The organism is Sphingobacterium sp. MYb382 (assembly GCF_037572665.1).
Lineage (GTDB): Bacteria > Bacteroidota > Bacteroidia > Sphingobacteriales > Sphingobacteriaceae > Sphingobacterium.
The window spans coordinates 322,147-334,882 of the sequence record NZ_JBBGZT010000012.1; the positions used below are offsets into that span (position 1 = coordinate 322,147).

General features: G+C 33.4%; 11 protein-coding genes. 3 read left to right on the top strand and 8 right to left on the bottom strand.

Annotation, left to right across the window (positions count from 1 at the left end):
• Positions 1–5 precede the first annotated feature (5 nt).
• Complete coding sequence (locus WH223_RS06485) at positions 6–647, top strand: hypothetical protein (protein ID WP_340046730.1); 642 nt, start codon at positions 6–8, stop codon at positions 645–647.
• Between the two features lie 3 nt (positions 648–650).
• Positions 651–1,184 (top strand): 3'-5' exonuclease, encoded by a 534-nt coding sequence (locus WH223_RS06490; RefSeq protein WP_340046731.1) that lies wholly within the window; start codon positions 651–653, stop codon positions 1,182–1,184.
• A 24-nt stretch (positions 1,185–1,208) separates the two neighbouring features.
• Here WH223_RS06490 and WH223_RS06495 read toward each other — a convergent pair whose 3' ends face one another.
• The 8 genes from WH223_RS06495 to mnmE all read right to left on the bottom strand — a co-directional run bounded on the left by WH223_RS06495 (position 1,209) and on the right by mnmE (position 10,397).
• On the bottom strand, positions 1,209–1,604 hold the full coding sequence (locus WH223_RS06495; RefSeq protein WP_340046732.1) for a hypothetical protein: 396 nt from the start codon (positions 1,602–1,604) through the stop codon (positions 1,209–1,211).
• Position 1,605: 1 nt separating this feature from the next.
• Positions 1,606–2,064 carry a hypothetical protein gene (locus WH223_RS06500; RefSeq protein ID WP_340046733.1) on the bottom strand — a complete coding sequence of 153 codons (459 nt, stop codon included), beginning with the start codon at positions 2,062–2,064 and terminating at the stop codon, positions 1,606–1,608.
• Positions 2,064–4,190: a hypothetical protein gene (locus WH223_RS06505; protein ID WP_340046734.1), complete on the bottom strand. Its 2,127-nt coding sequence runs from the start codon at positions 4,188–4,190 to the stop codon at positions 2,064–2,066. The genes WH223_RS06500 and WH223_RS06505 overlap by 1 nt, the downstream gene beginning before the upstream one ends.
• On the bottom strand, positions 4,180–4,404 hold the full coding sequence (locus tag WH223_RS06510) for a hypothetical protein (RefSeq protein WP_340046735.1): 225 nt from the start codon (positions 4,402–4,404) through the stop codon (positions 4,180–4,182). Before WH223_RS06510 ends, WH223_RS06505 begins: the two co-directional genes overlap by 11 nt.
• The gene (locus tag WH223_RS06515) at positions 4,401–6,662 is read right to left on the bottom strand and encodes a DEAD/DEAH box helicase family protein (RefSeq protein WP_340046736.1); all 2,262 of its coding nucleotides are present in this window, start codon (positions 6,660–6,662) and stop codon (positions 4,401–4,403) included. Before WH223_RS06515 ends, WH223_RS06510 begins: the two co-directional genes overlap by 4 nt.
• Positions 6,655–7,782, bottom strand: a complete 1,128-nt coding sequence (locus tag WH223_RS06520; RefSeq protein WP_340046737.1) for a cysteine desulfurase family protein — start codon at positions 7,780–7,782, stop codon at positions 6,655–6,657. Before WH223_RS06520 ends, WH223_RS06515 begins: the two co-directional genes overlap by 8 nt.
• 221 nt (positions 7,783–8,003) lie before the next feature.
• On the bottom strand, positions 8,004–8,750 hold the full coding sequence (locus WH223_RS06525) for a metallophosphoesterase (RefSeq protein ID WP_340046738.1): 747 nt from the start codon (positions 8,748–8,750) through the stop codon (positions 8,004–8,006).
• A gap of 270 nt (positions 8,751–9,020) precedes the next feature.
• Positions 9,021–10,397 carry a tRNA uridine-5-carboxymethylaminomethyl(34) synthesis GTPase MnmE gene (gene mnmE / locus WH223_RS06530; protein WP_340046739.1) on the bottom strand — a complete coding sequence of 459 codons (1,377 nt, stop codon included), beginning with the start codon at positions 10,395–10,397 and terminating at the stop codon, positions 9,021–9,023.
• A 143-nt stretch (positions 10,398–10,540) separates the two neighbouring features.
• Between mnmE and ppk1 the strand changes: the two genes are divergently transcribed.
• On the top strand, positions 10,541–12,604 hold the full coding sequence (gene ppk1, locus WH223_RS06535) for a polyphosphate kinase 1 (protein WP_340046740.1): 2,064 nt from the start codon (positions 10,541–10,543) through the stop codon (positions 12,602–12,604).
• The last annotated feature ends 132 nt before the right edge of the window (positions 12,605–12,736 follow it).

Consider the following 12,736-nt stretch of genomic DNA (forward strand, 5'->3'; position numbering starts at 1 on the left):
TATTTATGGAAAATACAGTACAGTATATTAAAGAGTTTATTTGGGACATTCTAGGATATCTAATTCCAGGGGCTTTATTATTAATTTTAATGGAAATAATTTTTGAAATTAAGGCACCTTATTCAGATAATAATATAGTATTTTTTATTACCTCATATATCATTGGATATATAATATATGGTATAAATGTTGTGTTTTATGATGGTGATAAACCTGTATTAGCATTTAAGAAAAGAATAGAAGAAAAAATTAAAAATAGAGATGAGTTTAGTATTACTTTAAAGAAATTAAATACTAAATTTAATAGGAATTATAACAATAAAACAGCAATAAGAACTATACGAAGTCTAGCTATGTCGTATATTCCTGATGCAGATGCAAAAATATACACACATACCTTTAGATCAGAGTTATCTAACAGTTGTGCAACATTAAATTTTATAATTGGGATTGTATCATTAATACTCCTCTGCTTTCAAAAGCTGGATTGCATTAATGTAACATTAATTAAAAATTTTAGTCCTCCATATGTGGTATTTTATATCTTACTTATTTCTAGTTCATATTTTTTAAATCAAGCAAGAAATAAATTCTACAGCATGTCGATGTCACTTCCATTATCCATTTTTGCTACGAAAGATATTTAAAAAATGATTTGTTTTATAGACTTTGAAACAACAGGAATAGATGTGTTTAAAGACCGTCCCATTGAAATAGGAGCTATTCTTATCGATGAGAATTTAGAAATTACAAAATCATTTCATTCCTTCATTAACCCGAATTTTAAAAGACCTTTCAAAGCAAGCGCTAAGAAGACTCATGGTATTAAAGATTTCACTTATTTAAGTAACGAACCTTTGGAAGATGAAGTCTTAGATTTATTTTTCAATAAAATGGGTACTAACTATAGCTTTTGTAGTTGGAACATTTCTTTTGACGTCACTTTTTTTAGAAGGATGTGCCATAGAAATAATCGAATGAGAGATTTCAATAAAATAAATTATCGTCACTTGGATCTACAATCTATAATGAAATATTACAATGATATAAATAATGTCATTACTAAAAAAAATTCCTTAGATAATAATTTAAATCTATTGAATATAAAAAGGCCAAATATTCATTCTGCTTTGGAAGATGCTAAATTAATATTTGATCTATACAGATACATCTATAAAAGATAAGTCCCTTCTGAGGGAACTTATCTTTTATTTATTCAAACGATTAATTAAAGTTTTTTTTACATTTTCTAAAGTGAAAATTTTCGAGAGTTCTGTCCCTATCTGAACACTTTTAATATTTGTTTTCAAATTATTTAACCTCCTAAAATCTAACACTTTATTTGAACAATTTAAATTAACATGTCCTTGATTCAATAAAGCTTTTAATGGCATACCTAGTATATTACTTATACTTTGGAATCTATCTTTATTCTCTTTCCAAACGAGTTGAAATTCTGTATTTAACTCTTCAATATCGAAAGTAACTTTATCATATCGTTCGAAAAGATTATATAAAGCACATAATAGAACAATCTGATGGGGCGCAATTACACCTCTTGCTTTATCTCTTTTTAAATTGTCAATAAATATATTTAGAGTCATATTATCTTTTAATAATCTCAATTAAATAATCGTCAGGACTATCAAACTTTCTCTCCAATCCTGGTGTTTGTCTAATTTCAAGAATATGTTTTGCACCACCTTCTGCATACTCACTAATAATAGTCAACAACTTACGAGAATTAAGAATATCTTTAACCTCTTTAGCTTCAACCTTACCAATAGCCATTAATAATAACGTATCCGCAACTGAGCTAGATCCATTCGTAATCATCTGATATTGAAATGAAGATTGATGAGGTAAATCTGCACCATCTTCTCTTTTATCATTGATAAAACCTATAATTGCAGACCAAGCATACACTTGCCAATATTTTGAAAAGAATTTATCGTCTTGCTTTTTCAAAGATTCTTGCTTGCGGGCAAACATGTCTCTAATTTGCTCTACGTAATTTCCATAATGCACATTACGCTTATTTATTTCGGTAAATAGCTTTTCCATTATTTTACAGTATTTATGTAGGTTTTTTTATTGGTTCTAGAATCAACTCCGGATTTATCAATCAGATCATTATTCAATTCGTAATATTTAATAATATTAGCTTTTTTAATAAATAGCTCTCTTTCTGCTCCTTTTAATTTGTTGTAATCTTTCGACATAATAAGAATCTGATCAAAAGAATTTGATAAATTTTCAGTTAATGACAAAGTATTTTCATCATCAAATTGAGAAGTTGGAGCATCAGCTAATAAAGGAAAAGAACGGTTCATTTTTTTAGCACTTAAAGACAAAAAAGCATTTGCTACAGCTAACTTTTGAGCAGTTAATTCGGCTGTATTTAAATTTGATAATGTTTTTTTTGTTTCTTTATCGATAATACGAACTCCTCTATCAATTTCAATTTCACCTTGCGTTTTACCTCCTAAATATTTTTTATAAAGACTATTACTTTCGATAGTAATTTCATTTATGAGGTTATCCAAGGCCTCTGATTTCAAATCACTTAAAGCTCTATGAATAATGTTAATGTATTTTTGTGCTTCAACTTCTGAAATATTCTCTCCATCTTGCACAGAGATAAATATCGATTTTTTAGTTTCTAAATCAGTAAGCTCCCTTTCCTCATGGGTAAAATCAGTATCGTAACCTTGAATTCGTCGTTCAAGACTTTCCTTACTATTTTGTAGGCTTCGAATTTTATTTAATATCTTTTCAGCATTTTCAGAACCCAGGGTTATTTCTGTAGCATTTGTAATCCCAGACTCTGTATATAAGTTATCTCTTGAAACAAGTGCCTTCTTTCTTTGAGCGATTAATTTACTCATGTCAGCATCATATTTAGTAACCTCATTCGCTAAATCAGGCAACTCATTCAATAAATTACGCTTTGCTTTGTTAAGCTCAGTTACATTGTCTGAAAGTATTCTTTGAAGTTGGTTATTTCTAAAATCTTCCATACGACTTTGCAACGCAAGAAAAGCGGGTGAATTTTCCTCGACATCTCTTTCACAAATATAGCAGATATGATCGTCTAACATTTTCTGAACATATTCAGGCCCTGGCAATGTTATAGGTACTGGATTCTCTGTTTTTTGCTGCTTCTTAACCTCCGAAGCTAACAAATCCAAGTTAGTTTTAGAAGCCTTAACGAGAGAATCACATTTGTTTAACATCCATTTAGAAATAAAAGCTTCTTTTCCAAAATGATTTAAACTTTCTATTTTATCGTTGATACTACGTATTTCATACTCATATTTAGTAAGTTTTGTTTTCAATTCAGAATATTTTCCTTGCCCCTTAATTTTTTCTTCTTCTTTATAGATGGATTCTTTAATGTTTTCCAACTCATTAAGGGCATCACTTTTTTTATCTTTATAAGACGCAAGCTTATTCTTTGAATATTCTATTGACCTAAGTATTTTTTCCTGATCCTCAGACAATTTTTTAGTCTTTTTTACTTCTTTATCAATTTTATCACTAATACTACCCACTGATTTCTTAGTAACATTTACCAGATTCTCATAAGTTGGAAAATATGATATTTCATTTATGGCATATTTTAGCGTAGCGGGATTACTAAAATCATATAGCTCATCAACTGTCTCCCCTTGAAACCACATAAACTTGCGAATACTAACAGGGAAAATCCTATCTATAAACCATTTATGTTCTCCTTTATCTAAGAAAAATGTCTCACCATCCTTAACGTACCAAATTGATAACTCGGGAGTTGATATTAGAATTATCTCATTATCTACTTTTTTGTAAAAAACCTCTTTATCAAAATGATACTCAACTAAATTATTTTTAGCCTCCTCATTCTCATGAAATTCGGCTGTTAAGGTAATTTTAATACTAGATCTTATGGAATCCTCATTTTCTGATTTTTGCACAACATAATCAGGTAAAACATTTGTTTTAGATGCATTTTTCCATTCTTTTTTAGTTGTATCAAACTCTTTATCAACATAAATATTATTGAAAAAAGTCCAGTGAAATGCATTAAATAGATGTGATTTACCACCTGAGTTTTTAGCGGATATAATATTTAAGCCTTTATCAAACTCAAAAACATTCTCACCTATATAACAAAAGAAATTATTTATTTCTACCCTATTAATTATCATTCTTCTGAGATTTAAAATAGTTAATCAAATAGTTTTCAAACTCTGTTTTTGACTTATCAACCATATCAACATCTGATTTATATTTCAACAACGTATCAAATGCTTTTTTTAATAAAGTTACATCTAAATTCTTATCTTCAATCACCTCTCTATATTCATCCCTTTGAAGAATTTCACTGAATTCATCTCTTAAAGAATCATTTAATGATTTCATATTTTTTTATAATTATTTAGTTCATTATTGGCTAATTCATATATATCTATATCCAAATCATAACAAAGACTTTCCAGCCCTTTTAAGGATTCATCTTTATTTTCACTCAATACGGCAAAATTCACTAAGCGTTTTAATTCTGAGAGAAATATATTCTTCTCCATTTTTGATAATGATTCGTCAATATTGGTATGGTCTATGGTTGGTTTCACTATTAAATCGTATATAACTGCAAATTGCTTTTCTTCATGCATTCTTAAAACCCGCCCCCTACGTTGAATATATTGACGAGGATTTCCTGTCGAAGAACAAAAAATGGCATACTGAGTTTGCGGAACATCAACCCCTTCGTCCAAGCATTTCATGGCTAAAAGAGCATCAAGTTTACCATCCTTAAACAGAGTTAAAATTTGGTCTCTATTTTTTGTTTCACCTGTAAACTTGGCCATTTTCAATTGAAAATGATCGTACAATTCATTGATATAATTATCTATTAATTTACTAGTTTCATTTTCTACTTCAATAGAAATCTGATCATGTTCTGAAGCATCTATTTCAACCCCTTCCGGAACATAAATAAATGCTTTAGTAAAGCTATCTCTGCCTATTTTGTTTACAATACACAGTAAAGAGCTTAACTTGTTAGAAGCTTTATGTATAATATTCTTTCGTTTTATCAAAAGATTGTTTACATAATCAGATTCTCTGTACTTACCTGTTTGTGGATCAATATATTTAATTAATTCTTTTGAAATTTTCAGATACCGTTCTTGTTCAGCAAGTTCTAGATTTACAATCATTGGATAGTAATAATACCGACAAAGAATACCATTTTCTATTGCAGTTTTCATATTATACTCAAATGTATATGCATCATCAGAACACGAAAAATAGTCATTTAATGTTTTATTTCCAATTTCATCAAACTGTCTCTCTGGTGTTGCTGAAAGCCCTATCCTTTTGGAGATAAACTTTGGAATAACTTTTAAAAAACCTACAGAACCAAAATTATGAGCTTCATCAGCAACTAAGGTAATATTATCAAAATCCCTATAAAAATACTCTTTTAACAAGTTTTGAAACTTATTCCCTTTAAAAGTAGCATACGTTGTGATAATACCATAATTAGCAGACCGACCAAAAACTAGACTTTTGCCTACTTGAAACAAATCATCTTCCCATCTAGAGTTTTCACTTGAACATAAAACTATATTTTGATAATTAAATTTCACACTAGCTTCTTCAACCCATTGCTTAGCTAATGCTGTAGTAGGAACAAGTATTATAAATTTATAAAAATTATTTATTCTATATTCTTGAAGTACACAATTTAAAGAAGTTAAGGTCTTTCCTGTTCCTGTTGCCATTGCAAAGAGCCCTTTGTAGTCATTTGCAACCCAATTTTCATAGGCACGCATTTGATAATCTCTTGGTCCTTCTTTAAATGGAAATCTTGGTGATAACTCTAATTCTGCAATTTGTTCGTCTAATTTTTCATCAAATTCTTTATAAATAGGTAAACTAGATACTTTTTCAACTTTAGTTAATAGTTTTTTTTCATTAACTAAAAGTTCATCCAATTCTTTATCACCAAAATTTGAAGTTATTTCCGTTTTTATTTCTTCAATACTCAAATAATTCAAGACATCTTTTCGTCTCCCCTCAATCGTAGCTGAGATTCTTTTTGTTTTCTCTAGTACCCTATCATTATTCCCTTCGATCCAACTTGGAAAACATTCTAACGTTTCTAAGTTTTCAGTCAACCCATATGCTGTAAAATTTTGTGAGCCTGAAAATGCAATTTTATCAATCCCATCTGAATAAACTCCTTCTTTATAATGAGAAATTCCATTACCTTCTTTTGGTGTTATTATTACAAATTCAATTTTATTATTAGAAATTAACCAAGCTAGGCATTCAAAAAAATGAGTGTTATATTCAGATAATTTAGTTTTAAGTTCTTTAAGATTCGTTATGTCAATCAAATCAGTCGGAAAATTCTTCTCAAGCCCCTTCTCAAAAACATCTCTATCATTCTTAGATAAAACATTATTTATCGCTAATCTAATTCTTCCACTCCTATGAATAAAAGATGCGAAACCAATAGATAATAATCTTATTGCACCTGAACTAAAATAGCCTAATAGAAGATCTAAGGAATTAGATTTCATTAGACACTCTAGATGAAATCGGAAAGGGTCAAATTCATTTTTAGATGTGTAAGTATAAGATTTAGGTAGATTTATGTCTCTAAGCATTTAAAATTTTTTTAAAAAAATCATCTATTTCAACTATAGAGTTTGATGTATCAAACGAAATCCTTAAGCATTCATTACATTCCTTATCTGATAACCCCATTGCTTTTAGAACATGAGAGCCTTCTATAATTCTTGAAGTACAAGCGGAACCATTACTTACAGCAAAATCATCTGATGCTTCTACAAAAATGGATGCGTCTAGCCCTTCAATTTTGATATTCAGAATATTATAAACTCTATTCTCAGTAGCTCCTATTAACCTAGTATTATCGATTTTATTAACAGATTCTATTACTTTATCGAATAGTGTTTTATAAAAAATTTGATTTTCTAAAAGACTGTTACTTGCTATTTCGCAAGCTTTACCTAAACCAACTATAAGTGGTGTATTATATGTCCCAGCTCTATTATTATTTTCTTGGGAACCACCATGAAGTAATGGAGTGAGCTTTATTCCATTTTTAACATATAAAAAGCCAATTCCTTTTGGTCCACCAATCTTATGTGCACTCATGCAAAGCATGTCAATACCTAAACTGTTAACATCTATGTGTACTTTACCAATAGCTTGAGTAGCATCACAGAAAAACTTTACATTATATTTTTGAGCAATCTCACCAATTCCTTTAATATCCTGAACCACACCAGTTTCATTATTTGCAAACATAATTACAATCAATGCTGTTTCTGGTTTAATAGCGCTTTCTAAATCGAACAAATCAATTAATCCATCGGACTTAACATCTAAATATGATATTTCAATTCCTTTTGTTTCTAGATATTCACAAGTCTCTAAAACCGCTTTGTGTTCAGTTTTGCAAGTAATAATATGATTACCAACTGCGAAATTTTCTTCTAAATATCCCTTCAAAACATAGTTAATACTTTCCGTCGAACCTGAAGTAAAAATTATGTTTTCTGATGTAGCATTGATTAAATTAGCACATAAACATCTAGCATTTTCTATAACACTCTTTACCAACCCACCACCTTTGTGATTGCTAGATGCATTAAAATAATATTCATTAAAATAAGGTATCATTTCATTAAATACCTCTACATTAATTCTAGTTGTAGAAGCATTATCTAAATATTTCCATTGCTTTGTATTGTCACTCACTAATTTTATATAAAAAAAATTAAAAAAATATTTACAGCTTAAATATACTTAGAAAATTCTTAACTAAATACGGGAAACCTTAATATGGTAAACTTAAGTTAATTAAAACATAATAGCTAGTGGGAAATAAAAACAAAGTTTTACAAATTTATAAGATATTTATACTTTTGGGGCAGAGCAAATTCAGCTCAAAACACTAATATCTAAATTATTAAAATGATCTACACCTCAATAATCAATTCCTTATCATAACCATTATAAGGTTCATCGATATACCCATGAGGATTACAGATAATTTCTGTTTTACCGATATGATAACGACTTGGCGTATGGATATGTCCATGAATCCAAAAATTTGGTTGATGCTTAAATATATAATCCTCCATATTAGAAGCATAAGCAGCTGTTACAGGATCGTTTTTATATTGCTCCGGAACAGATTGCAAACTTGGTGCATGATGAGTAACTACAATATTTTTAGTTTTTTCAGACATTTCCAAGCTATTATCTAACCACTTCCGAGAGACTTGATGAATGATGTAGGTATCAATAGTCCGCATTTTAGAATATGAAGGATCTCGCTTTATCATCTTATAATCGTTCATAACAGATTGGCAAATAATGCCATATTCCATCGGATTACCAAAAATCGAAAAGTCTGTCCATAGCGTACAGCCATGAAAACGAATGTCGTCAATATCAATAAAAGAATCTTCTAATACATGAACATTAGTATTTAGAGCTAATGACTTTAGTTTATTTAACACCTTGGGATAAGCACTTTTATAATATTCGTGATTACCAAGAACATAAATCACTGGTTTATCTTTAATTCTTGATTGAATCCAATGCAATCCCTTTATACCTAAGTTAACGTCACCAGCAAACACAACAACATCAGCATTATCAAAGGACAATTCCGATACACCAAATTCCTGATGCAAATCACTGATTAATTGAATTTTCATAAAAAAAATAACTAAACCTCTTGTTCTAGTAATATACTTGTTCTTAATCTAGTTTACAATATTTACAATACAAAACTGTAATAATCCTTCGAATAGGACTTTAAACACGTCAGTTTAATTATTAACCTATTTGCGTCTATCATTTCAAATTTCAAAAAATCACAACAATACCATCAGTAAAGCCAACTATACACATTATTTTACACCAACGAAAAAAGCCTTGAAGAAAACATCCTCAAGGCTTATATAAAATATCTTAACTAAAAATACCTACTTGCCGATACAAAACTTAGAGAAGATATTCTCTAGGAGGTCGTCTGTAGTTACGACGCCGGTAATCTCACCGAGGTGGTGCAGCGACTGGCGGATATCCATAGCTAGGAAGTCCGAGGTCACTGGATTTTCGATTCCGTAGAGCACACGCTCTAATGCTTCCTGTGTTTTGCGGAGGGCCTCCACATGGCGGATATTGGTAACTAAGACATCATCGCCGCTGATGTTGGCCAGGTTTACCTGCTCCAGCAACTCATCTTTAAGCTCCTCAATACCGATTTGCTGCTTCGCAGAGATATACAACGGTTGTAAGCTATCAAGCTCCGCACGCTGCGCATCAGCAATCAAATCCGATTTATTAATGATGGTGACAAAAGGAATCTGCTGCTCTTTAAGCTCGGAGATTTGGCTTTGCACCTCTTCCAGGTTATCCTGTGTCGGGTCAAACAAATAGATAATCAAGCGTGCCTGCTTCATCTTCTCTTTGGTACGCTCCACCCCTTTCGCCTCAATAACGTCTAGCGTCTCACGGATACCAGCGGTATCGATAAAGCGGAAGGCGATGCCACGAATATTTATTTCATCCTCGATGGTATCACGGGTGGTACCAGCAATTTCAGAAACGATGGCACGTTCCTCGTTTAGTAAAGCATTCAGCAAAGTAGACTTACCCACATTCGGCTTACCTGCAATCACGACAGGAACCCCATTTTTAAGGACGTTACCCTGCTCGAATGAAGCAATAAGCTTACGAATAACAGCATAAATCTGCGTGATCAACGATTTCAGCTGATCGCGGTTAGCAAACTCCACATCCTCCTCCCCGAAGTCAAGCTCCAGCTCGATAAGCGACGCAAAATGCACAAGATCTTCACGCAGCTTTTTCAGCTGATTGGAAAAGCCACCACGCATCTGCTGCATGGCCACCTGATGAGATGCTGCCGAGTTGGAAGCAATCAGATCGGCTACCGCTTCCGCTTGCGACAAATCAAGTCCGCCGTTTATAAAAGCACGCAACGTAAACTCGCCGGGCTTAGCCGCACGCGCACCATGGCGCATAAGCAACTGAATCACCTGCTCGATAATATAATTTGAGTTGTGCGTTGATATCTCAACCACATGTTCTTTCGTGTATGAATTTGGCCCAATAAACAAAGATACCAACACCTCATCGATAATGGTATCGCCATCACGTATCGTCCCAAAATGGATGGTATGCGAAGGCTGTTCCTGTAGGTTTTTACCACGAAAAACAGTATTTGTAATATGTATAGCATCGGCACCCGATAGCCTAATAACAGCTATGGCACCAAGCTGGCCTGGCGATGTTGCTAGCGCAACAATCGTATCGGAAGAAATTAATCCTGTTGACATAGCGCAAAGGTAGGAAATAGAGATGACTTTACATTTTGCGAACATGTTAAGCTAATATTTGTTAATATGATATTCACAATTTGTTTATATTTAGGAAACTTTACAATTTTAATTTTAGGGTTCAAGAATTGTCGAAGAAAAAAATGATCAAGAAATTTATTCCACGAGACATTAGCTGGTTAAGCTTTAATGGACGCGTATTGCAAGAGGCTGCTGATGAGACCGTACCGCTTTCAGAACGTATAAAGTTCTTGGGTATCTTCTCTAATAATCTAGATGAGTTTTTTCGTGTGCGTGTCGCAGGATTGAAGCGTGCCGTTGCGATTAATGAGAAAGATGCCAAAGAAATATTCTTTGAAACGCCGCAAAGCATCCTTGATGAGCTCTATGAGCTCACCATTCTGCAGCAAAAAAAATTCGACAATACTTGGCAAAAAGTGCAATCGGAGATGGCCAAGCAGAAAGTTTTCATCAAAACTTTTGCCGACCTGAGCTTGGAGCAGCAACATTTTGTGAAGCATTACTACGAAGAAGAGGTAGAATCTAATGTTATCCCGCTGATGCTGGATGATATGCGCCCTATCCCCTACTTGCGTGATAAAAGTTTGTACCTCGGTATTGCCATGCGCAAAACAGATTGGGAGTACGAAACAAAATTTGCCCTGATTGAGGTACCGACACAAGAGAATGGACGTTTCATCCTATTGCCGGCCCCTAAAGGAGAGAAGCACGTTATCCTATTAGAAGATATCATCAAGTTTAATCTACCCTATATCTTTTCGTTCTTTGGGTTCGACACCTTCGAGGCCCACGCCTTCAAAATCACGAAGGACGCAGAGTTTGATATCGACAATGACATCAACACCACGCTGGTAGAAAAGATTACCAAAGGGATAAAAAACAGACGTAAAGGAAAGCCAACTCGCTTTGTGTTTGACAAAGAAATGGACTCTTCACTGGTCGAATTTCTGATCAAGAAGCTGAACCTATCGAAGAAAGATAGCATCATCCCGGGACAGAAGATTCACAATTTCAAACATTTCATGGGCTTCCCTAAGGTGTTTAAAACAGAAGAGAAACTAGAGGAACGTATACCTTTCAACCATCCTGACTTTGATGGTAAGCAGCGCATCAGCGATGTTTTAGTCAAGAAAGATGTGCTACTATCGTTCCCATACCATAGCTTCTCGCCGATGATTGACCTATTACGGGAGTCGGCGATGGATCCCGATGTGAAGTCTATTCATATTACCATTTACCGAATGGCGCAGAACTCCAAAATAGCCAATGCTTTGGTGAATGCTGCCCGCAATGGTAAGGAGGTAACGGTGATGTTGGAACTTCGCGCACGCTTTGACGAAGAGCATAATATGGATTGGAAGGAGCGTTTTGAGATGGAGGGTATTCAGGTGCTCTTGGGTATTCCCAACAAGAAGGTACATGCGAAGCTATGTATCATCAAGAAACGTAGCAATAATAAAACCTTGCAGTACGGCTTTGTGAGTACGGGTAATATCAATGAGCGGACGGCTAAGGTTTATGGCGACTACTGCTTGATGACGAGCAACAGAACCATCATGGCCGATATCAACAAGATTTTCAATGCATTGAAAAAGCCTAAGATAGCGATTGATTTTAGCCTGCTGCCGTGTAAAAACCTGCTGGTATGCCCAATGAATATGCGTAATACCATCATTGCTAATATCGACAAGGAAATTGCGGAAGCTAAATTGGGTCACAAAGCGCATATCATCGTTAAAATCAACTCACTTAGCGATAAAACATTGATTCGCAAGCTTTATGAAGCGGCTACAGTGGGCGTCAAGATAGAACTGATTATTCGTGGTATTTACTGTGCCGTGCAGGATAAGAAATTTAAAGAGCCGATCAAGGCCATCAGTATTATCGATGAGTATTTAGAGCATGCCCGGGTAATGTATTTTTATGCAGCAGGGAAAGAACTTGTCTACATCTCTTCGGCAGACTGGATGACGCGCAACTTAGACCATCGTGTAGAAGCAGCGGTGCGCATTGACAACAAAAAGATAAAGACGGAGTTGATTGATATGTTACAAATACAGCTCAAAGACAATGTCAAAGCACGCGTGTTAAACAATGATTTAGACAATCGCTACGTAGAGAATACAAAGAAACCTGTACGTTCACAGATTGAGCTTCATCATTATCTAAAACGTAAATCAGAATAAAATAGTCCTTTAAAAAAGGTTTTCCGCAGCCTTTTTGCTGTTGAAAGCCCGATATATAGCGAATACAAAAAAGAAGCATCTACATTAAAACGTGTAGATGCTTCTTTTTTGCTACCGCAAAACCTCGGTTGC

Excerpts from the sequence above, each read along its gene's own strand:
- WH223_RS06485 (WP_340046730.1), top strand. The coding sequence starts at position 6 with ATGGAAAATACAGTACAGTATATTAAAGAGTTTATTTGGGACATTCTA.
- WH223_RS06490 (WP_340046731.1), top strand. The coding sequence starts at position 651 with ATGATTTGTTTTATAGACTTTGAAACAACAGGAATAGATGTGTTTAAA.
- WH223_RS06495 (WP_340046732.1), bottom strand. The coding sequence starts at position 1,604 with ATGACTCTAAATATATTTATTGACAATTTAAAAAGAGATAAAGCAAGA.
- WH223_RS06500 (WP_340046733.1), bottom strand. The coding sequence starts at position 2,064 with ATGGAAAAGCTATTTACCGAAATAAATAAGCGTAATGTGCATTATGGA.
- WH223_RS06505 (WP_340046734.1), bottom strand. The coding sequence starts at position 4,190 with ATGATAATTAATAGGGTAGAAATAAATAATTTCTTTTGTTATATAGGT.
- WH223_RS06510 (WP_340046735.1), bottom strand. The coding sequence starts at position 4,404 with ATGAAATCATTAAATGATTCTTTAAGAGATGAATTCAGTGAAATTCTT.
- WH223_RS06515 (WP_340046736.1), bottom strand. The coding sequence starts at position 6,662 with ATGCTTAGAGACATAAATCTACCTAAATCTTATACTTACACATCTAAA.
- WH223_RS06525 (WP_340046738.1), bottom strand. The coding sequence starts at position 8,750 with ATGAAAATTCAATTAATCAGTGATTTGCATCAGGAATTTGGTGTATCG.
- mnmE (WP_340046739.1), bottom strand. The coding sequence starts at position 10,397 with ATGTCAACAGGATTAATTTCTTCCGATACGATTGTTGCGCTAGCAACA.
- ppk1 (WP_340046740.1), top strand. The coding sequence starts at position 10,541 with ATGATCAAGAAATTTATTCCACGAGACATTAGCTGGTTAAGCTTTAAT.